Annotated in this window: 19 protein-coding genes; all 19 read left to right on the top strand. The window is 34.7% G+C overall.

What is annotated here, in order from left to right; genetic code table 11:
* On the top strand, positions 1 to 285 hold a 285-nt coding region (locus HALSAC_RS0104835; protein WP_027339321.1), incomplete at its 5' end, for an RNA-guided endonuclease TnpB family protein.
* A 128-nt stretch (positions 286 to 413) separates the two neighbouring features.
* Positions 414 to 1643, top strand: coding sequence for a type II secretion system F family protein (locus HALSAC_RS0104830; RefSeq protein ID WP_245579428.1), 1230 nt, complete (start codon positions 414 to 416; stop codon positions 1641 to 1643).
* 134 nt (positions 1644 to 1777) lie between these two features.
* Positions 1778 to 2239: a type IV pilin protein gene (locus HALSAC_RS16360; protein WP_051412085.1), complete on the top strand. Its 462-nt coding sequence runs from the start codon at positions 1778 to 1780 to the stop codon at positions 2237 to 2239.
* 207 nt (positions 2240 to 2446) lie between these two features.
* Entirely contained in the window at positions 2447 to 3589 is a 1143-nt protein-coding gene (locus tag HALSAC_RS0104820) for a pilus assembly PilX N-terminal domain-containing protein (protein WP_027339319.1), read from the top strand.
* 33 nt (positions 3590 to 3622) lie between these two features.
* Positions 3623 to 5587, top strand: coding sequence for a YCF48-related protein (locus tag HALSAC_RS0104815; protein ID WP_027339318.1), 1965 nt, complete (start codon positions 3623 to 3625; stop codon positions 5585 to 5587).
* 36 nt (positions 5588 to 5623) lie between these two features.
* Positions 5624 to 6511: a type II secretion system protein gene (locus tag HALSAC_RS0104810; protein ID WP_027339317.1), complete on the top strand. Its 888-nt coding sequence runs from the start codon at positions 5624 to 5626 to the stop codon at positions 6509 to 6511.
* Between the two features lie 57 nt (positions 6512 to 6568).
* Positions 6569 to 7318, top strand: coding sequence for a prepilin peptidase (locus HALSAC_RS0104805; protein WP_027339316.1), 750 nt, complete (start codon positions 6569 to 6571; stop codon positions 7316 to 7318).
* A gap of 273 nt (positions 7319 to 7591) precedes the next feature.
* Complete coding sequence (pilM, locus tag HALSAC_RS0104800) at positions 7592 to 8644, top strand: type IV pilus assembly protein PilM (RefSeq protein WP_035571299.1); 1053 nt, start codon at positions 7592 to 7594, stop codon at positions 8642 to 8644.
* Positions 8641 to 9219, top strand: coding sequence for a PilN domain-containing protein (locus tag HALSAC_RS0104795; RefSeq protein WP_027339314.1), 579 nt, complete (start codon positions 8641 to 8643; stop codon positions 9217 to 9219). Before pilM ends, HALSAC_RS0104795 begins: the two co-directional genes overlap by 4 nt.
* On the top strand, positions 9209 to 9769 hold the full coding sequence (locus HALSAC_RS0104790) for a type IV pilus inner membrane component PilO (RefSeq protein WP_027339313.1): 561 nt from the start codon (positions 9209 to 9211) through the stop codon (positions 9767 to 9769). The genes HALSAC_RS0104795 and HALSAC_RS0104790 overlap by 11 nt, the downstream gene beginning before the upstream one ends.
* Positions 9769 to 10338, top strand: coding sequence for a hypothetical protein (locus HALSAC_RS0104785; protein WP_027339312.1), 570 nt, complete (start codon positions 9769 to 9771; stop codon positions 10336 to 10338). Before HALSAC_RS0104790 ends, HALSAC_RS0104785 begins: the two co-directional genes overlap by 1 nt.
* Complete coding sequence (locus HALSAC_RS0104780) at positions 10325 to 11863, top strand: LysM peptidoglycan-binding domain-containing protein (RefSeq protein WP_051412084.1); 1539 nt, start codon at positions 10325 to 10327, stop codon at positions 11861 to 11863. The genes HALSAC_RS0104785 and HALSAC_RS0104780 overlap by 14 nt, the downstream gene beginning before the upstream one ends.
* Positions 11864 to 12648: 785 nt before the next feature.
* On the top strand, positions 12649 to 13584 hold the full coding sequence (gene rsmH / locus HALSAC_RS0104770) for a 16S rRNA (cytosine(1402)-N(4))-methyltransferase RsmH (RefSeq protein WP_027339310.1): 936 nt from the start codon (positions 12649 to 12651) through the stop codon (positions 13582 to 13584).
* A gap of 208 nt (positions 13585 to 13792) precedes the next feature.
* Positions 13793 to 14287 (top strand): FtsB family cell division protein, encoded by a 495-nt coding sequence (locus tag HALSAC_RS0104765; protein ID WP_027339309.1) that lies wholly within the window; start codon positions 13793 to 13795, stop codon positions 14285 to 14287.
* Between the two features lie 194 nt (positions 14288 to 14481).
* The gene (locus HALSAC_RS0104760; RefSeq protein WP_027339308.1) at positions 14482 to 16557 is read left to right on the top strand and encodes a stage V sporulation protein D; all 2076 of its coding nucleotides are present in this window, start codon (positions 14482 to 14484) and stop codon (positions 16555 to 16557) included.
* 166 nt (positions 16558 to 16723) lie between these two features.
* Positions 16724 to 18199, top strand: coding sequence for a UDP-N-acetylmuramoyl-L-alanyl-D-glutamate--2,6-diaminopimelate ligase (locus HALSAC_RS0104755; protein ID WP_027339307.1), 1476 nt, complete (start codon positions 16724 to 16726; stop codon positions 18197 to 18199).
* A complete protein-coding gene (locus HALSAC_RS0104750; RefSeq protein ID WP_027339306.1) occupies positions 18199 to 19578 on the top strand; it encodes a UDP-N-acetylmuramoyl-tripeptide--D-alanyl-D-alanine ligase in 1380 nt (459 codons plus the stop codon). Before HALSAC_RS0104755 ends, HALSAC_RS0104750 begins: the two co-directional genes overlap by 1 nt.
* A gap of 12 nt (positions 19579 to 19590) precedes the next feature.
* Positions 19591 to 20550, top strand: a complete 960-nt coding sequence (gene mraY / locus HALSAC_RS0104745; protein WP_027339305.1) for a phospho-N-acetylmuramoyl-pentapeptide-transferase — start codon at positions 19591 to 19593, stop codon at positions 20548 to 20550.
* 251 nt (positions 20551 to 20801) lie between these two features.
* The gene (gene murD / locus HALSAC_RS0104740; protein ID WP_051412083.1) at positions 20802 to 22163 is read left to right on the top strand and encodes a UDP-N-acetylmuramoyl-L-alanine--D-glutamate ligase; all 1362 of its coding nucleotides are present in this window, start codon (positions 20802 to 20804) and stop codon (positions 22161 to 22163) included.
* Positions 22164 to 22234 lie beyond the last annotated feature (71 nt).

Below are 22234 nucleotides of genomic sequence, written 5' to 3'. Positions count from 1 at the left end.
AAAAATTCTAAGTTAGCTAAATCCATATCAGATGTATCTTGGAGTAAGTTTATTGAATTACTAACTTATAAAGCTAAATGGTATGGAAGAGATTTAGTCAAAATAGACACTTTCTTCGTTAGTAGTCAATTATGTAGTAATTGTGGTTACAAGAATGAGAATGTTGAAGATTTGAAGGTTAGAAAGTGGGAATGTCCCGAATGTAAATCGTTTTGGGATAGGGATATTAATGCAAGTATAAATATTTTAAACGAAGGATTAAAAATAAAGGCAAGTACCACTTAGGATATGTACCGTTGGACTAACGGGAAGTTACGCTTAGGAGATATGAGTAGTGGTTACACTCTCAGCCTAAGAATCCTCGTGGGCTTGCCCCGAGGAGGGTCAAAAAAGAGTAATAGACTAGAAAAGGGGTGGTTTTTATCGCTCAAGTATTTAGCTATAAGGCAAGGGATAAGAATGGTGCTTTATCTGAAGGTCTAATGGAAGCCTCGAGTATAGAGGGTGTAAAGGCGAAGTTGAAGGAAAAAGGTTACTATATAATCGCTATAAAAGAAAGTAAGTCAGAAAAAAGTAGTAGTATCAAAAATTTAATTGAGAAGACTAGAGGGGTTAGTACCCAGGACTTAGTTCTTTTTTGTCGTCAGTTTTCAACTATGGTCAGCTCTGGACTTTCCCTAGTTAGGACGTTGGAGATACTTGGTGAACAGACTGTAAACTCTAAACTAAAGGAAGCAATCAATTCAGTAGCTGATAATGTAGAGAGTGGGCAGTCGTTTTCTCAAGCATTAGAAGAGCATACTGATATATTTCCAAGCTTATTTATTAGTATGATGGAAGCAGGGGAAGCAGGTGGGGTATTGGATGAGGTTTTAGAGAAGATGGCGATCCACTTTGAGCGGGATAATGATTTGAAGCAGAAGGTTACTTCAGCACTGGTTTATCCGATTGTAGTTACTATTGTGGCTTTTTTGACTATCTTCTTTTTAATTACTTTTGTGGTACCAACCTTTGTCGATATGTTTGCTGGACTGAACCAAGATCTTCCTGCTGTAACCAGGATGTTAATTGCTATTAGTGATTTCTTTGGAGCTTATTGGCATCTAATCCTTGTTATTGTAGTAGGGGTAGGTTATGGATCCTATTGGTCTTATAATAATAAAGATGACTTTAAAAAGAAGATGGACGGCTACTTCTTGAAGATGCCTCTTTTTGGGGATTTACTTACCAAGTTATCAGTAACTCATTTCTCTAAGACTTTAGCTATTCTTTTAAGGAGTGGGGTACCTATTTTAGATGGGATGGATATAGTAAGTAAGGTGATCTCTAACAAGGTAATGTCAGATAAGATTAAAGAGTCTAGAGATAGTATAAGTGAGGGTAACAGTATAACCCTTCCTTTAAGAGAAGGGAAGATCTTTCCTTCGATGGTCTTGCAGATGATCAAGATCGGTGAAGAGACTGGTAACTTAGATGCTATGTTAGATAAGATAGGGGACTTTTATGAGCAGGAGGTCGGTTATAAGGTTGAGGGTATGGTCTCACTAATCGAGCCTGCTTTGATTGTTTTCTTAGGTTTGGTGGTAGGAGCTATAGTTATTGCCATTATGCTACCGATGTTTGATATGATACAGGGGATATAAGAGCAGTGAATAGTGATTAATTTGTATAATTCTTAATTATATTGAAGGGGGGTGATGGGAAGGCAGCTGTGCAGGTTTTAGTTTTAATCTGAGGGATGATAAATTTAATAAAAAATTAAAAGGAGGAAACGAAGATGATTAGCAAGGTAAGAGGAATTTTAAAGGAGTCTTTTAGTAGGGAGGAAGGTTTTACCCTGATTGAATTGATGATTGTTATTGCTGTATTGGGTATATTGGCTGGAATTGCAATTCCAAATTTGAGTGGGGTAACAAATAGAGCTGAGGAGGCTGAGATTGTTTCATTAGGAGGGCCAATTAGAACGGCAATGGAGATGTATAAGGCTCAACATGGTAATTATCCTGAAGAAGCAGATAATGGTGTTGTTGAACATTTGAAAGCTAGATTAAACCGGGTAGGGATGGGTGAGTTAATAACTCAGTTAAATGAAAGTGATGCGACAGAAGAAAATAGCATAACTTATGAAGTTAATGATGATGATTATTATATAGAAGTAGAAGCAAGTAATACTGATAATAAATACTATATTGGGCCAGACGGCGTAGATTTAGATAAAGGTGAGGTTACTGATTTATAAAAGTTGTTTATAGTATAGTATATTAAATTAAGTGTTTTTTTGATTTAATTGAGGGTTGAGGGTTGAAAATTAAAGGCTAAGGCTTAATTTTCTTTTCTTATTATTAGGAATCTGGAATCAGTAAAGATCTAAATTCTTAAAAACTTAGACCTTAGAGTCTCCTGATTCCAGATTTCAATTTATCTTTGATAAAAGGAGGGCCAACAGATGAAAGAAGCTTGGCAAGGTGAAAAGGGAGGGGCTTTAGTATTGGCGATGATACTATTGTTAGTAATACCTATCTTAGCAATGGCTTCGGTTCAATATAGTAGGAGTGCCCTCCAAATTAGCCGTTTTAATAAAGAAAGAAATCAGGCATACTATTTGGCACGTGCTGGGACAGAGGCTGTAATTGCTGCTTGGCATAAGTATGATATCAATAATAAACCCCAGGGGCAGATATCTACCCTGTACTTTACTAAGGATAATCAATTTGTCTTAGAGGATCCTGGTGAAGATAAGGTAGCTAAGGTTGATGTGAAAGTAGAGGATAAAGGTGAGGATGGGACGGTCTTTGAAGCTAATGCCCAAGTTGGTCTTTATAGAGATACTGTGACAGCAACTGTTGGCCCGTATATAGACACAAAAAACTTAAACCCTCCATGGTATGAGGATGGTTATTATGAGTGGGTATCAGGGTTTTTAGGTATTGGGGGCAATTGGGAGTATCGTAATGGAATTATAATACCAGGGCCAAATATCGAGGAGATAAGATATGAAGGAAATACTTATATCTTTAAATATCATCAGCCAGTTTATGGTATTGCTGAAGTTGGAACTAGCGGAGAGACTATCGAATTAAATAATAATAATGACCAAAATAAGGTGGCTTATGTAGCTCAAACTATCTTTTTTAAAAGCAATCTTGATTTACGTCAGGATACAGAGTTTTCAAGGAGAAATGGTGCGTTGATTGTAAGCGCGGAGAAAATTACCTTTGAAGGCGATATTCAAATTCGTAAAGGAACATTTTCATCAGGTGATTTGGCTTTACACCTTCCTTCAGGTTTAGGAATTAAGTTAAAAGGTAGAGAAGGTAGTTATGGTAAAGTTTATTTTAGTCAAGGGGTAAGACGTCAATCCAAAGGGGTAAGACGTCAACTCAGAAGAGATATTCCAGCAGGTGCTTATTACTTTAAAGCACCAACAGGAGCTGAAGCTATAAATTTATTAGACGTTTATTTAGATAGTAATGGTGTTGGTCGTTTGGGAGGTAGTAGAGGGGAAGAGGTTTTAATTCCCATTCCAGATGATGATCCTAACAGGTTTCAACCTGATCCTCGTGAAGATATTTGGGTAATCTGGAATTGATTTTTTCATTCTAAAAAGTGGAGTGATATATTAATGAATAAATTGCTAAGAGAAATTAACTGTTCTAGAGAAGGTGCTTTCACTTTGGTTGAAACCTTAGTTGCTATTTTTATAATCGGGGTAATTAGCATCTCTATTATGCCGATATTTGCTTATAGCATCAGAGGAATCCGCCAAGCTGGAGATTTAAATAGGGAAGTCTTTAAATCTCACGGGGAAGTCCAATATGATTTGGCCCAACGTGTTAGCTTTGGTGGAACAGAGATCCCAATCCGTTTTGAGGATGAAGGTCAGGAGACAGTTGTTAGAGGAGCATTAATACAAAGGGGAGACTTGCTTACCTTTGTGGCTAATCTGGCTTATATATCAATCTTTCCTACTCAAATAACAGAGGGTTATAACCCAGCTACGACTATAGTTGAAATAAATGGTACTGATACTAATTTTGAAGATGGAATAACTAAATTCACACTAATAGACAGTAATGGTAATATAATTGGAGGTTACAATTCCCAGATTTTAAATCATAGGGAAGCTAATCTAAATTTATTGACCAATAATTTAATTAATGCTAATGGGCCCTATACAATAAAAATTGAAACCAATATAAGTGAAGGGCTCGAAGTGCAAGAACCCCAAGTGGTTAGAGCAAGACTTAGAGTTGGCTTGCCAGAATTTTTGTTATTAGGTTCTCAGTTGGGGGAGCAGGCTGTTTCGGCAGATGGTGAATATTGGGTAGAAAAAGAAGTACCCAATGCCTTGAGCGAAGAAGTGACTAATGATATATCTTCTAATCGCAATAAGTTTATAGCTGTCGGTGATAAGGGTAATATAATGGTGCTAAGAGATGGAAAGAACTGGTCTAAGCTTTCTCCTGTTTCGACTAAAGATTTAAGGAGTATAAGGTATAATAACAAGGATGAAGAATTCTGGGTTGTAGGTGACGAAGGGGCAATTCTGAGACCATCTAATGGTCTTAACTGGAAAGTTGTAGATGTAGATCCCATCTATAAAGAAAGTGTTGAAGGGTTAAATGCTATGCCTGCTATAGAGTTTGATGGGGTTCATAACTTGCTCCAAGTTGAGGGTATAAATATAACTGGAGATTATAGTGTTTTTGGGGTTGTTTTGGATGCTGATGAAGAACAGGCAAGGGTTAGTGATGAAATTATTAAACTAATTGATAATAGCTTGGTTATTGGAGAAGGTTTTGAGGGGTTTATTGGAGAGGTTCTTATTTATGATAGAGTTCTTGAGAATGAAGAAGAGAATAGAGTTAGAAGCTATTTGGCTAATAAGTATGGTTTTGAAAAAACCCAGGGAGGTTTAGGAGAAGAGCCTGTTGGCCCTAAGTTATGGTTTAAAGCAGAGTCTTTAGAATTTGACAATGATGATCTGGTTAGCCAATGGAATGATAATATTAGCGATAAAGTAGGTAGAACAAGACCTAGAGACCTTAAGGGGATTGCCTGGAGTGATGAACAGGTTGTAATTGTTGGAGAACGAGGGAGAATATTAGTCTACCAAGAACAAAAAGAGGATTGGTATGCCTTTGATTTAGAGTTAGAGGAGGATATTAATAGTATAGCTTGGAGTGATAAAGAAGAAGTCTTTGTTGCTGTAGGGGACAATGGTACTCTTGTCTCTTCGGATGATGGAAAGTCCTGGGAGATTATCAATATGAACAATGTAAGTTCTAATTTAAATGATATAGTCTGGAATGATGAAACTCAAAGGTTTATCATTGTAGGGGATGATTGTGAAGTCATTAGATTATCCAGTACAGGTAAGGCGGAAAGAGCAAACTATAATGAAAATGAAAGTTATAACCTTTATAGTATCGCCTATAATAGTAGGAGTGGAGAATTTATTGTAGTAGGAGAAGATCATATAAGCAAAGAAGGAGTAGTTCTAATTTTAGATAAAAATTTTGAACGATTAAATAAAGAGTATGTTAATAATTCAGGAGAATTTAGAGGTGTAACGGGGCGAAACTAAAAGAACTTAGCTTAATGTAATGAAAGGGTTGATTTTATGAAGGGGATATTAAAAAGAGAAGGGGCTTTTACTTTAATAGAAATTTTGATTGCTTTATCGATTTTAGGTCTTATTTCAGGTGCAAGTTTCACTCTTCTTACCTCTGCCGATAAAGCAATCGAAAGCGCTAAAGATAATTGGATGCTACAAAATGACTTAATAAAAGCTGGTGAAGATATCATTAAGCAAGTTAAGACTGCCCTTTATTTAGAGATTGGCCCTACTAATATGGAAGAAAACGAGGAAGAAGATAGTTATATTTTTCTACAGGAAGGTGCTATTGTTCATCGGCAAGGTGAATATGAGAGGGTTATTATTGATAATGATAATTTAGATTATAATATAAATTTTAGAAGAATAGATGGAGAAGAAGGTAATCAGTTAAGAGATCTCCTTGAGTTTGAGTTAAGTATAGATGGTAGAGAAGAGAGTATAACCACAGCGGTAATGTTGGCTAATCTGCCTAAGCAAATGGAGGTTATAGGAACAGAAGGTAATGCTATATATTACCTTAGCACAGCAGAAGTTGGAGCAATGCCAGCTACGGAACTTAGTGGATTTTGTTTTATAGCTACTGCAGCTTTTGGTTCTCCTTTAGACTCTAGTGTTGTTATTTTAAGAGAGTTTAGAGATCAGTATTTATTAACTAATAACCTAGGAAGTAGATTTGTCGATATTTATTATTATTTATCACCACCTTTAGCTAATTTAATAGCTGATAATGATATTTTTAGGTTTATAGTTAGGGTGTTATTAATGCCTATTGTATTTTTTACTTATATACTATTAAGATATAATTTATTTGGATTATTTATTTTGTTTTTATTATTTGCTGTATTAACTCTCATCATAAAGAGGGCTAGGTTACAATTTATTGAAATCTAAGTAGAATGATTATCGAATAATTTGGAATGAATAAAAATTATTACAAGGAGTGCTATGATGGAGTTAGGATTGGTTATTTTTATATTTGGTAGTATAGTTGGTAGTTTTCTCAATGTAGTAATTTATCGTTTGCCTGCTGGGAAATCGATAGTCTTTCCTCCTTCAGAGTGTGGGAACTGTGGGCATAGGCTTGGTTTTTTAGATCTGATCCCAATCATATCTTATCTCTTACAAAAGGGAAGGTGTCGTCACTGTGGTACAAAGTTTTCCATTCAATATCCTCTAGTTGAATTTTTAACTGGCCTTTTATTTTTGGCTTTATATTGGAAATTTAATCTAGGAATTGAATTTTATCTTTATTTAGTACTGGCCTCCCTTCTGATCTCAGCAACCTTTATCGATTTCAAGCATCAGATCATCCCCAATAAGCTAACCTACTCAGGTATTATCTTTGGAATCAGCAGTAGTTTATACTTTGATCATATTGGGTTTAGATGGGCTTTATTGGGTTTTCTTATAGGCGGGGGTTTTCTTCTTTTAGTAGCTATTGCTAGTAGAGGTGGTATGGGGGTGGGGGATGTCAAATTTGCAGCCCTTATCGGTACCTTTATCGGGCCAACTCAGACTTTTGTTGGAATTATCTTGGGTGCTCTTATAGGTTCAGTCGTTGGTATTGCTCTGATAGTGACCAAGCAAATAGGGGGGAAGGATAGGATACCCTTTGGCCCGCTAATCGCCTTGGGGACACTCTTAATGATTTTCTTTGGTGATAGTATAATTGATCTTTACTGGAGTATTGTCCTGTAATGAGTAATACAGATTAAAGGCTTGTACACTGATTAACACAGATAAGAGCGGATAAAGGTCTGATATAAAGAATGAAATAAAAAAGGTTTAAATCAGATTTAATCTATGCTAAGAATTTTTGGATTTAGGTTTTAAATATTTTTGATTTAGATTAGCTTCAATTTGCGAGATTCGCTGCCACTAAAGAGGTTTTAAGGTTTTAAATTTAATGTTTTTAGCTGATGGCTGACAGCTGAAAGTTGACAGCTACTACAACTAAATTGAGGTGAAGTGATGAAGAAATTAATGAAAGGAATAGGTAATTGGTTGGATAACTTTAAAGAGACCAGTGTAATTGGTCTAGATATTGGCGAGGATACAATTAAGCTAACAGAGGTAGATACAGGGAGGGGAAGGATAGTATTAAAAGGCTTGAGTATAGTAGAGACTCCTAGAGGTGGGGTAGAAGATGGTAAACTTAAAGCTCCAAAGATGGTAGCAGAGATCTTAAATCCTGTTTTTGAGGAGAACAACTTTTCTACCAAGCAAGTAACAACGGCAATTAGTGGTGAGGAGGTAATTACTAGAGCAATAGAGATTCCTAATATACCTAAAGAAGAGCTTGGTGAAGCGGTAAAATGGGAAGCAAGTGCTCAGATACCTATACCTATCGAAGAATTAATCTTAGATTATGAAATTTTAGGTAGAGGAGAAGATGGAAGCTATAATATCTTGATAATAGCAGTAAAGAAGAAACTAATAGATAATTATTTAAAACTATTTGAGCTTTTAAAACTTCAAGGTGTTGCCATTGAGATAGAACCTATTGCTATAGCTAGAACAGTGGGAAAACTTTATGAGACAGATACGATAGGTGTAATCGATATGGGGACTAAGACTACAGATATCTCTATCTTACATAAAGATCAATTGTTATTTACTAGAACTGTAGGTATAGGTGGTATAGATATTACTCATGATGTTGCCGATAGTTTTGAGCTAAGACTAGAAGAGGCTGAAGAGTATAAAAAGGAGAATAACCTTTTTGAAGAGGGGTTTACAAGCCTTGTTTTAAGAAGTTTGACTACTGATATTTATCGTTCTTTGGATTATTTTCAAGTTAAGAATAAAGGTGTAGATATAAAGAAGATAATATTGACAGGTGGAGGTTCTAAATTGCTTGGTTTAGATAAGCATTTAAGCAATGAATTTGGTGTTAATGTAGAGAAATTGGATTTATCAAATAGGTTAACTTCAAATCTAAGAAGTGAAGAGGATCTATTACAATTGGCTCCATTTTTAGGAGTAAGCATAGGGTTGGCCCTAAGAGAGGAGGGTATAGTATGATAAACCTATTACCTCCAGAGTACAAGAGAACTACAACTTTAGAAGAGAAGATAATTAGTGTGGTAATTATCTCTTGTATACTTAGTGCTTTAATTATAATGGGATCTTTTTATTATAGGTTGGTACTAGAGAGTAGGTTAATTGAGCAACAGTTAATCATAGCTGAAGAGAGATTAAGCATGGTAAATGATCAAATGAGAGAGTTAAGTCAGTTAGAAAAAGAGATTGAAGAGGGGAAGAAAGAGCTGGGGGAAAGGGAAGATTTTTTAGGTCGAGATTTAGATTGGATTTTGATTTTGGAAGAATTTAGAGTTTTAGTACCAAGTGATACTTGGGTTGAATCATTTGAAGTCTCAAATGAATCTTTTAATTTAAAGGGATATACCTTTAATCATCAAGGATTGAATAATATGCTAAAAAATTTAAGGACCTCGAAGAGTTTTGAAGGGATAAGGTTGGTAAGTAGTAATAAAAGAACTTTATCTTATCAAGGTTATATAGAGGAAGATACTTATTATTTTGAGATTATAGGAATGTTAGCAGATAGTGGGGGGGATTATTATAATGTTAGATAACTTGCAACCCCGAGAAAAGAAAATGTTGATAATTTTTATAGTAGTTAGTTTAATCTTTGGCCCATATTGGTGGATATATAGACCAATTAGAGCAGAGTTAGAGATAAAGCAAAGTAGGTTAGAGTCACTAAAGAGAACTATGATGATTGAAAGTAGAAAGTTAAGCAATAGGGCCAAACTTGAAAGAGAGCATAAGGAGATGTTGGCCCGCTTACAAAGAAGTCAGGATTATTTTATCAGGGCAGAAGAAGAGATAGACAAAGCGATTTACCTTAATGATCTTTCTTTAGAAACAGGGATAAATTTAATATCATTAAAACCAGATAGGTTGAGAACTGATCAAATTTATACCAAGATACCTTACAGGTTAGAGATTAGAGGAGATTATGACAGTATTTTAGATTATGTAGAAGGTATAAGTAAGGTGAATTATCTAACCCGGATCAATAATTTAAATATTAGGTCAAGTGTAATTCCTGATGAAGAGTTACAAGTTAATATAGAATTGACCACTTTCTCATTAGATCAGCTGGAAGGAGGGGTTAGGTAGTGAGATTAGCCATAAGGAATATAGATATATTAGAAAAATTAAAAAATCAATGCACCCTCTTTGTTTTGATAATAATGGTATTCTTAATAAACTCAATTTTTTTAAGCTATAAAATGATTAGACCCTTTAATAGACAAGAGGAATTAATAAACTTTTCTCAACAACTTGAGCAAATAATAGCAATAGAAGAGGTTGAGTTAGAGGAAAAAGAGATTGGAGAAGAAAGAATAAATATTGGTTATATATCTAGAGGATATGAAAGAAACCCTTTTAGATCTCTTTTGGAACAGAAGAAAGAGCCTTCGCTTAGAGAAGAAAGTAGGGAAACCATAAATCTCAATTTAGAACAAGGGGAAGTAGGGGTATCATACAATATAGAAATTTTGGGTATATTGAATAATAACCTAGAAAGGGTAGCAATTTTAAAAATAGAAGGTACGGATATAGAAATAGTAAGAGAGGGAACTTCAGTTTTAGGAATGTTAGTAAAAAACATCAGAGATGATAGACTAATAATTCAAAAGGGTGAAAAGGAATCTGTTTATATCTTTGGAGGTGAGGAAAATTAAAAGAAAAAAAACAATTTTAATACTGGTCATTATGGTAATGGTTTTTGCCTCATTTGGTTTAGAAAATATAGTTGAAGCAAAGCAAAGTAATAATATAGACTTAAATTTAAAAGGAGTAGATTTAAGGGATGCTTTTAGGGCAATTGCTGAGGTAGGTGGAATGAATGTAATAACTGATAGTTCGGTATCTGGAGATGTAACTATAAATTTAAAGGAAATTCCTTTCTTAGAAGCTATAGAATTATTAGCTAGAACAAATACTTTAGATTATAAGATCATAAATAATACAATTTTAATAGGAACTAAAGAAGGTCTAGAAGCAGGTTTTGGGAACAAAGTTACAGAGGTTTATATATTAGAACATGCAGAACCAGAAGAGGTTAAAGAAACTTTGAATTTATTGGTAGATGATAGTTCTATCAGAGTTGATGAGAGGACAAAGAGCATTATAGTAACTACTTACGAAAGTAAGCTGGGAGAGATAGAACATATAGTAAAGAGCTTAGATGTTTCTAAAAAACAAGTTGCTTTACAGGTGAGAGTTATGGAGTTAAACTATAACTTGATTGATGAACTGGGGATGAATTGGAGAGATGGAAGGATATTTGGAAATAGTGAAAGTGAAGAATTTGAATTTAGGATAGGTGGTTTGACTATAGATAAAAAAGGTATAAGTTATGACTCCTTCTTTAGAGCCCTAGAGACTAATGCTATGGGAAGTACTTTAGCAAACCCCCAAATTACAACAATAGATGGAAAGGTTGCAACAATAAATGTAGGTGATGAAGTTCCTATAGTAAATGTAGATGAAGAGGGAAATCCACAAGTAGATTTTAAGGATGTGGGGGTTAATTTAGAGATAAGGACAAGGTTGATTAGAGAAGGAGAAGTTATGATAGATCTAAAACCAGAAGTAAGTTCTATAAATGAATGGGTTGAAACAGGTGGAATGAGATACCCTCAAGTGACTACTAAGAGAGCAGAGACAACAGTTAGAGTTAATGATGGAGAAACCTTTGCCCTAGGAGGTTTAATCAGCGAAGAAGAGTTGGAGAATATAAGAAAAGTGCCTGTATTGGGAGATATACCTTTATTAGGGAGGTTATTTAGATCAAAGCGAATAGAAAGTAGCAAGAGAGAACTTGTAATATTTATAACTCCAGAGATAATAAAAGATCAACGAGTAAGTATAGATGAGGTTATAGAAGATAAATATATGGATATTTTCTCTTATGAAGTAAGTTATTACGATACACTTTGGGGTATAGGAGAGTTATTTGGTATCTCTTATTTAGATCTTATGGATTATAATAATATAGAAGATATAAGTAAGGTAGAGGTTGGTAGGGTATTATCTATACCAGTAGATAAGAGACAGTACTATAGAGTAGAAGATGGTGATACTTTAAAGAGTATAGTTGATGAGTATAATATATCAAAAAGCCAGACTATTAGAATCAATAACCTAGTTAGCTTAGATGGAATGGTTGGTCAAGAAATACTCCTTCCTCTAGTTATTGATTAGTAGGTCAGCTGCTATTTCAATAATAAATTTATAAATAAGTAATGTAGTTGTTATTGAAATTACCTTTAAAATTAAATGAAAAGATAATAGATATAATTCAATTGAGTCTTACTTAAAAAAGAGCTGTTGTTATGATATCATAACAACAGCTCTTTTTTAAGAAATTAGCTCTTTTTAAGAATAAAAATAGTATATTAAAATAAAGTAAAAAGGACTAGAAATCACACCCTTAAATATGTTATAATTATACAGAAATGGTTTATAATTATCATTTTTTAAATAAAGACTTAAACCATTTGAAGGGAGCAGGTAATTTAAAACCTCCACCTACAGCTTTCATAGGATCGTTCTCATTTTTAGACCAAGTAAATAAGAAATCGATCTTCATAATATTACCTCCTTATTATATTGACAGTAAGTTCTTAAGTTTTGTTTACTGCCGAAAATTTTAATTATTAATCTTTAATTAGAAAGCAGAGCTTTCTTAGGGCTGACTTATTCTTATTTTATGTGATTATAGAAAGAAAAGTTACAATTTTTTAAAATAACTCTACAATCTTTTTGGTGGAAGAATAGTATTATTATTTCTTTAGATATAAAGGAATTTGTTTAATTTCATAGAATTAATATCAAATAGTAGGGTTTTTTATAAGGGGTAAGGGACAAGAAGTATTTAAAATCAAGAGTAAAGAATAAAGAATAACTAATAGTTGAAAACTATTATATAGGTAGCAAAAAATTAAAATTAACGATAAAATAAGAGATGATAAGGTGGTATAAATCAAATGGAATTTAAACATATATCGGTATTATTAGAAGAGAGTGTTGATTATCTTAATTGTAAAGAGGGAGGAACCTATGTAGATTGTACCCTTGGAGGTGGTGGTCATTCTGAGCAAATCTTAAAAAAAATAGGGTCAACAGGACATTTGGTAGGTATAGATCAAGATGCCAGTGCTATTAAAGCTGCCGGGGAGAGATTGAGTAAGTATGAAGGAAGGGTAGATTTAGTTAAGGATAATTACAGTAATCTAAGTTATGTTTTAGATGAATTAGGTATAGAGAAGGTAGATGGATTTATCTTTGATTTGGGTGTTTCCTCTTATCAGTTGGATACACCAGAGCGAGGATTTAGTTATAAGTATGAAGCTCCATTAGATATGAGAATGAATAGGAACTCTCATAGGACTGCTGCGAACTTGGTTAATAACTTATCGGAGGATGAATTAGCAGGGATTATAGAGGATTATGGTGAAGAGAATTGGGCCAAAAGGATTGCCCAATTTATCGTTGAGGCTAGAAGTGAAAAGAGAATCGAGACAACGACAGAATTGGTAGGTATAATTAAGGCTGCCATTCCAGCTACTGTAAGGCGTTCAGGTCCCCATCCAGCTAGAAGGACTTTTCAGGCCTTGAGAATTGCTGTCAATGATGAATTAGGCATAATTGAAGGTGCAATAAAGGATGGTGTTTCTAGATTAAAAAAGAAGGGGCGCATCTCAATTATCACTTTCCACTCTTTAGAGGATAGGATCGTTAAGCATACATACAAAGAGTTGGCAAAGAAGTGTACATGCCCTCCCAAATTCCCTATTTGTACCTGCGATACAGAAAGACAAGTTAAGATAATTACTAGAAACCCTATCTTACCAAGTGAAGAAGAGATAGAAGCAAATGCTCGCTCGAGAAGTGCCAAGTTAAGAGTAGCTCAAAGACTTTAATGGTAAAAAGCAGCAATTAAGACTCAAGAATTAGTAAAGAGCTAAAATCTACTCTATATTGAGAAAGGGCTAAGGTTTTGCTATCTAAATACAAATAGCACAAGAGGTGTGGTTATTTTCTTAGAGTTTAGCTGAAGGTTGATGGTGGATAGCTGCTAGCCAATAGTTGTATAGATAAAGTTCTAAAATAGAAAGTTGGTGAATAAAGTTGGTAAAGAGGCCTAGAAGAGAGTATCTAGATCATAGTGTAGGAATTAGAAATCCTATTAAAAAGGGTAATTCTAAATCTAAGAATAACTCTTTTAAGTATGTATTACTTTATGCAATTACAATCTTTATGATGAGTTTTTTGGTTATTATATATATAAATCAATATGTAAGGCTTTCTAGAGGTAATTATAGATTGGAGAGGTTAGAAACTCAGAGGTCTCAGTTGAAGAACCAAAATATTCACTTAGAATTAAACATTTCTCAATTGAAGTCTTTGGATAGGGTAGAAGAGATAGCCAAGAATGATTTAGGGATGATAAAACCAGATAGTATAACTTATATAGTATTAGAGGAAGAATCTAAGGGTGATGTTAATGAAGTAGCTAAGGCTAATGAGTCCTTATTGGAAGAAAAAGAGGATAAAAGTATTAAAGCTAGAGTCTCTAACTTCTTTAATAGTTTAACAGAAGTGCAGGCAGGGAGTTTGGATTAAGAGATATATGTTTATTTAAAAGCTGTGTACAATTTATTGTTAGCTATTAGTTGTGTACTATAAACTAAGAACTTTAGGTCTTTGACATACGGCACAAAGCATATAGTTCAAATGGGCGTTAGTCCAATTTATTCTAAAGTTCTTAGCAATGGATGATAGGTTACAGTTGAAAGCTAAAGTTAGGAGGTGTTTGGGTGGATGAGTTGAGGTTGCATATTAGAAAGAGGATTACTTTTCTTACTGTATCGGTTTTTTGTATTTTAGCTCTTTTGATGCTTCGCTTTGCTTGGATACAGGTAATTAGTAATAGTGAGTATCAAAGTAAAGCTTTAAGTCAAAGGTTGCGTGAACTTAAGGTTGAGCCTAAACGGGGGATAATATATGACCGGAATGGAGTAGCTTTGGCTTTAAGTGCAAGTGCAGATACTGTAGTTGCAATTCCAAAAGAGATTCAAAATCCAGAGAAGACAGCCTCTAAGCTAGCGGATATACTAGGGATGTCTGAAGAGGAAGTATATAAAAGAATTACTAGAAGGGCCGCAGCTTCTTACGTGGCTAGAAAGGTAGATGAAGATAAGGCAGAAAAGATTAGAGAGTTAGACTTAAAGGGGATTACTTTTACTGAAGAGAGTAGAAGGTTTTATCCAAGGGGAGAGCTGGCCTCTCACATATTAGGGTTTTCAGGTGTTGATAGTCAAGGTTTACAAGGTATTGAGTTATCATATGATAGATATTTAAGGGGAAATCCGGGTAGAATATCTATAGAGAGTGATGCTATTGGTCGACAAATCCCACAAGGGATCAGTGATTATAGTGCTCCAGATGATGGAAATGATATTTACCTAACTATAGATAATGTTTTGCAATATATTGTAGAAAGAGAGTTGGATAAGGCTTTAGTAGAACACCAAGCTCAAGGGGCTACTATTGTTATGATGGATCCTAAGACTGGTGATATTTTAGCTATGGGGAATAGACCTACTTATGACCCTAATAATTTTGCCAAGTTTGCTCCTAGATTGTGGAGAGATAGGGCTGTTTCAGACACCTATGAACCTGGGTCAACCTTTAAGATAATCACTACTGCTACGGCATTAGAAGAAGGAGTAGTTAATGTCAATGATAAATTCTTTGATCCAGGCTATATTGAGGTCTCAGGTCAGAGGATAAATTGTTGGAAGGCTGGGGGGCATGGAATGCAGACCTTTGCAGAGGTTGTGCAAAATTCATGTAATCCCGGTTTTGTTCAGGTTGGACAGAGGATTGGTCGGGATGACTTTTATAAATATATAAAAGCTTTTGGTTTTGGGGAGAGAACAAATGTTAACTTACCAGGTGAAGGTCGAGGTTTGATGTACAGTCTGCCTCAAATCGGTCCTGTTGAGTTGGCTACTATCTCCTTTGGCCATGGAATTACTGCTACTCCAATTCAACTAACATCTGCTGTATCGGCTATTGCTAATGATGGTCAACTATTAAAACCTAACTTGGTTAAAGAGGTTAGGGATAAAGAGGGTGAATTGGTTGAAGAGATACAGTCTGAAGAGATTAGGAGGGTAGTATCTAAAGATACATCCAAATTGGTTAGAGAGTTGCTAGAAGGAGTTGTTGAGGAAGGTTCTGGAATGCATGCTGCTATAGATGGATATAGAATAGGAGGAAAGACCGGTACTGCTAAGCATTACGGTAGAAGCTTATATGATGCTTCTTTTATCGGTATGGTGCCTGCCGACGACCCTCAGCTTGTTACTTTGGTAGTTCTTTATGGTGTTAGTAGTTACCCTTATTATGGATCTCAGGTAGCTGCGCCTATATTTCATAATGTAGTTAAAGATGCTTTGAGGTATTTAGAGATACCTCCAAATAAGGCAGATACTGATAATGAAGAAGATAGACCAACTAGGGTTGAGGTTCCTAATTTAACTAACTTAGATTTTGAAGAAGCAGAAAAGGTTTTGATTAGAAATGGTTTTAGAATAAGATTAGAAGGTGAAGGGGCGGTAATATCTGATCAGATACCTTATCCTGGAGCTATAGTAGACGAAGGTAGTACAGTTATATTATTCTTTGAAGGGGCTGAGGATAAGAAGGCTAGGTATAGAGTGACAGTTCCTGATTTGAGTGGTATGGAGATAGAAGATGCGGCGCAATTACTTGGACAATTAGGCTTAAGGTTGAGATGGGAAGGTTCAGGTACCATTAGAAGCCAAAGCCCTGTTGCAGGAAGGACTGTAGATTCAGGTGATTATATAAGGGTTAATTTAAAGTAGGGTACAAGTTGATAGTTGAAAATTGATAATTGGTAGTTAAATTCGAAATATTAGATTTGTTCTAAGACTTAGAACAAATCTAATACTAAATTACCTTTATATTTATGTAGGGGGTTAGAAATGGAGTTTTAACTATCAATTGATTAACTAAATAAGGGGGGATATGATGGTTAAGCTACAGGATCTCGTTAAAGTAATAGATGCAAAAGAGGTCAGAGGAGATTTAGATCTCAATATAAAGGGGATTTCATATGATTCTAGAGAGGTATCAGAAGGTTATCTCTTTGTTGCGATAAAAGGTTTTAAAGAGGATGGACATCAATTTATAGATGATGCGATTAAAAAAGGTGCTAATGGGATAATAGTAGAGAAGGATATAGATATAAATATAAAAGGAGTTAGTATAATTAAAGTGGATAACTCAAGACAGGCGTTATCTAAATTAGCTGCTAAGTTTTATGATTATCCATCAAGGGATATGACGATAATAGGTGTTACAGGAACTAATGGAAAGACTACAACAACCTATTTGATTGAGTCTGTCTTGAAGGCTTTGGGGAATCAGACTGGGTTGATTGGTACTATTAAGAATAAACTTGGAAGTCAAGAAGAGATAGCAAGTCGTACTACCCCTGAATCAGTAGAACTTCAAGAGATGTTTAGGAAGATGTCTGATGATGGTGTTAAATATGTGATAATGGAAGTATCCTCCCATGCATTGGAGCTTGATCGGGTTTTAGATGTTGAATTTGATAGGCAGATATTTACGAATCTAAGTCAAGATCATCTTGATTTCCATCAATCCTTTGATGATTATTTAAAGGCTAAAGCAAAGCTCTTTGGGTTAGGTAAGGGAAGATCTATTATTAATATAGATGATGAGGTCAGCAATGATATAATAAGTGCTGCTCAAGCTGGCGTTTTGACTTATGGGATATCAGGTGAAGCTGATCTTAAGGCTGAGAAGATAGATGTAACTCCTAAAGGTGTTTTTTATAAGTTAAAGGCTGAAGGTCAAGAGTTAGATATTAAATTAAAGATTACAGGTCGTTTTAATGTTTATAATTCTTTAGCTGCTATTGGAACTTTATATAGTTTAGGTTTTTCTTTAAATGATATAAAGGAGGGGTTAGAAGAGACCAAAGGTGTTCCTGGAAGGTTTCAGCTTATAGATAGGGGCCAAGATTTTGGAGTTATAGTCGACTATGCTCATACTCCAGATGGTATGGAGAATGTTTTACATACAGTTAAAGAGATAACTAAGGGGAGAAAGATAGTGATCTTTGGTTGTGGTGGAGACAGGGATAAGACTAAGAGGCCGATTATGGGCAAAGTTGGTGTAACTTTAGGTGACTTTGCTATTATCACCTCTGATAATCCTCGAAGCGAGGAACCATTGGATATTATAGAGGATATATTGGAAGGTGTTAAGGAAGTAGATAAAGTAGAAGGTAAGGATTATATGGTTATTGAGAATCGTAAGTCAGCTATAGAGAAGGGAATTAAGATGGCTAAGAAGGATGATACGGTAGTGATTATTGGTAAAGGTCATGAAACTTATCAGATTATCAAGGGTAATGTTTTAGATTTTGATGATAGAGAAGTAGCTAAAGAAGCCTTAGTCAATAGAGGTGAAGAGTAATGGAAAGGTTGTCCTTATCCCAGATAGGTCTTGCTTTAGAAGGAGAAGTTATTGGAGCAAAAGATGTGTATGTTGATGGGGTCTCAATTGATACAAGGACTTTAAAGGAAGGAGACCTCTTTATTGCTATTGAAGGAGAGAACTTTGATGGTCATAATTTTTTAGAGGATGCCTTCGCCAAAGGGGCAAAGGCTGCTATAGTGGCAAAGAATAAAGCTTTTGAAAGTGGGAATCCTTTAATTTTGGTAGAGGATACTAAGCGGGGATTACAAAGCTTGGCTAACTATTATAGGAATAGGTTTGATATAATAGTAGTTGGAGTCACTGGTAGTACAGGCAAGACGACAACAAAGGATATGATCTATTCAGTTTTAAGCCAAAAATATAAGACTTTAAAGACGGAAGGTAACTTTAACAATGAGATAGGACTTCCTTTGACTTTATTGAGGTTAGATTCTAGTTATCAAGCCTTAGTTGTAGAGATGGGGATGCGAGGGCTAGGTCAGATCAGAGAGTTGGCCAAGATTGCTCAACCTGATATAGGTGTGATTACCAATGTTGGATATGCTCATATTGAAATTCTAAAAACTAAAGAGAATATAGCCAAGGCTAAGTCAGAGTTGATAGAATCTTTAGGTGAAGAAGGTTTTGCTATCTTAAATGGAGATGATCCCCTTGTTAAAGATATGGAGAAAATATCTAAGGGAAAGGTTATTAATTATGGTTTAAAGGATTATAATAAAGTAAAGGGGAGTAAGTTGGCCCTTTCAGAGGATAGTGATTTGCAGTTTGAGTTGGGGGTAAAGGATTTGACCTCTAACTTCAAGGTTAAATTACCTGTTCCTGGAAAATATAATGTATATAATGCTTTAGCTGCCGTTTCAGTAGGTATATCCTTGAATATTGATCTAGAGAAGATAAGGGATGGATTAATGAACTTTGAATTGACAGAGCTAAGAAATAAGGTTTTTGATTCAAAAAGAGCTTTCAAAGTGATAAATGATACCTATAATGCCAACCCTACTTCTATGAGGGCAGCATTAGACACCTTAATTGATATTGGGGAAGGTAAAAAATTTGCTGTATTAGGAGATATGCTTGAGCTAGGAGATGTGGGATTAGGTGAACATAGGAGGCTTGGACAGTTTCTTTTAAATAAAGGGATTGATTATTTATTTACTTATGGGGATTTAGCCTTTTATATTGGTGAAGGGGCCAAAAAAGCAGGGATGAAGGAAAGTTGTATTTATTCTTACCAAGATAAAGAAGAGTTGGTTGAAGATTTATTGAAAAAAATTAAAGAAGGCGATACAGTATTGGTAAAAGGGTCTAGAGGAATGGAGTTGGAAGATGTCTCTAAGGCTTTAGAAGAGAGATAGGGAGTGGTGGCAATGGTGGATTTAATATATGCAGCAACTATGGCTTTTGTTATTTGTTTATTGACAGGGCCAATTTTAATAAATTGGTTTACAAGGTTGGAATTTGGACAGAATATTAGAGAAGTTGGCCCTAAAGCTCATTACAAAAAAGCAGGAACTCCAACTATGGGAGGGATAATAATAATCTTGGCTGTTTTAGTTTCAACTTTGGTATTTGCTGATCTAGGCCCAGAGGTTATTATAGCTTTATTTGTTACCTTAGGGTATGGCTTTTTAGGATTGTTAGATGATGTAATCAATATAATTGCTAAAAGATCTGAAGGGTTGACACCAAGGCAGAAGCTTTTAGGTCAGGTTATAATTGCTACAATTTTAGCAGCAGCAGCTTTGATTAAGTTGGATGTTGGTACTGAGTTATTGATCCCATATTATGATGGTACTATAGATTTAGGCGTTTTATTTATACCTTTTGTAGTTGCAGTGGTAGTAGGAACTTCTAATGCTGTGAACCTAACTGATGGTCTAGATGGATTGGCGGCAGGAATAACTATAATTGTAACTATAACTTATGCTTATATCTTATTTCTTTTTGGAGAGATGGAGTTAGCTATTTTTACAATTGCTATAGCAGGGGCTTGTTTAGGATTTTCTTGGTTTAACAGTTATCCAGCCCAAGTTTTTATGGGGGATACGGGATCTTTGGCTTTAGGTGGAGCATTGGCTACTATAGCAGTTTTGACTAGAACTGAACTTTTTTTATTGATTATAGGTGGAGTTTATGTAATAGAGACCCTATCTGTAATGATACAGGTTTCATTCTTTAAATTAACAGGGGGAAAGAGGGTATTTAAGATGAGTCCGATTCATCACCACTTTGAGAAGTCGGGTTGGGCAGAGTCGAAGATAGTTGTAAGGTTTTGGATTTTAGCTATCTTTTTATCTTTAATCGGACTTATGGGGCTTTCGGTATAAATCAATTGACAATTGATAGTTGAGAATTGATAGTTACATAATAATAGATAGTAATTGATAGTTGAAATTATAAAGTGATGGGCTATATTATTAATGAGTAAAAAGTAAAAGATTAATAGATATTGAAGTCAAAGAAAAATAAACAATTATTTTAGCAATGGCTTTAGTTAAAAAGAACTTAAAATAAAGTCTTTAACTATCAACTATCAATTTTAAATTTTCAACTGTACTTTAAGGAAGGGAGGATGTTAATGAAACTAAGAGATAAGTTAGTGACAGTTGTAGGATTAGGAAAGAGAACGGGTGTTGAAACAGTAAAGTTTTTGGCCCAAAAAGGTGCAAAGATTATAGTAACAGATATGAAGAATAAATGTGACCTTCAAGAAGAATTGTGTGCTTTAGCTGATATAGATTTAAAACTTGATTTAGGAGGTCATAGCTTGGAGTTGATATTAAAGTCGGACTTGATAATTATCAGCCCTGGTGTACCAAATAATATCCCCCTTTTAAGAGAAGCAAGAGAAAAATCAATAGAGATTATAAGTGAGGTAGAACTGGCTTATAGGTTCTGTAAAGCTCCGATTATAGGGATTACTGGAACTAATGGAAAGACCACAACTACAACATTGATTGGTGAGATTTTTAATTCTACAGATAAGAAAGTTGTAGTAGGAGGAAACATAGGTAGACCATTGATTCAAGATCTTCCTTATCTCAATCAAGATGGGGTTGTAGTAGCAGAGGTAAGTTCTTTTCAGCTAGAGGAGATAAAGGACTTTAGACCAAAGGTTAGTCTAGTCTTAAATATAACTCCAGATCACTTAGATCGTCATGGTAGCTATGAAGAGTACATAAAAGCTAAGAGAAGGTTATTGATGAATCAAGAAAGTGGCGATTATACTCTTTTAAATTATGACGATCCTATTGTAAGAGAGTTTGCTAATTATACTAAAGGTAAGGTCATCTTCTTTAGCCAAAGAGAAGATGTTGAAGAAGGTGTATATTTGAAGGAAGATATGGTTATAAGTAATATAAATAATCAAGTCCAAGAGTTAATAAAGGTTGAAGAGATTGGAATTAAAGGACCTCATAATTTAGAGAATACTTTAGCTGCTATAGGGGTTTCTCTTTTGATGGGGATAGAAAAGGGTGACTTAATTAAAACTATTAAAGAATTTACAGGTGTAGAGCATAGAATTGAAGAGGTAGGTCAAATTAATGGAGTTAGATATATAAATGATTCTAAAGGGACAAATCCAGTTGCTGCTATTAAAGCATTAGAGACCTTTAACGAGCCAATTATACTGATTGCCGGTGGCAAGGATAAGAAGTCTGACTTTAGTGAATTTGCTCAAGTTGTAGTAGATAATGTTAAAGATTTAATTTTATTAGGTGAGACTGTAGATATTATTAAAAATGAAGTTGAGGCTTTAGGTTATAATAATATTCATATTGTAGATAGTATTAAAGGGGCTGTTAAGGTGAGCAGCAAGTTAGCTAAAGAAGGAGATATAGTACTTTTATCACCAGCCTGTGCAAGCTGGGATATGTTTGATAGTTATGAGCAGAGAGGAAGGATCTTTAAAGAAGTGGTTTTGAAGGGCAAAGAATAATGAAAGTTTTAGATTTTGACTTTATTTATTAACTATTTAATATTCTTCATTAACTGAACTTTAAGAGGAGG

Origin of the sequence: Halonatronum saccharophilum DSM 13868 (assembly GCF_000517025.1) — a bacterium.
GTDB lineage: Bacteria > Bacillota > Halanaerobiia > Halobacteroidales > Halobacteroidaceae > Halonatronum > Halonatronum saccharophilum.
The sequence above is the reverse complement of the archived record's forward strand: the minus strand, read 5'-3'. Positions and strand labels throughout refer to the sequence as shown.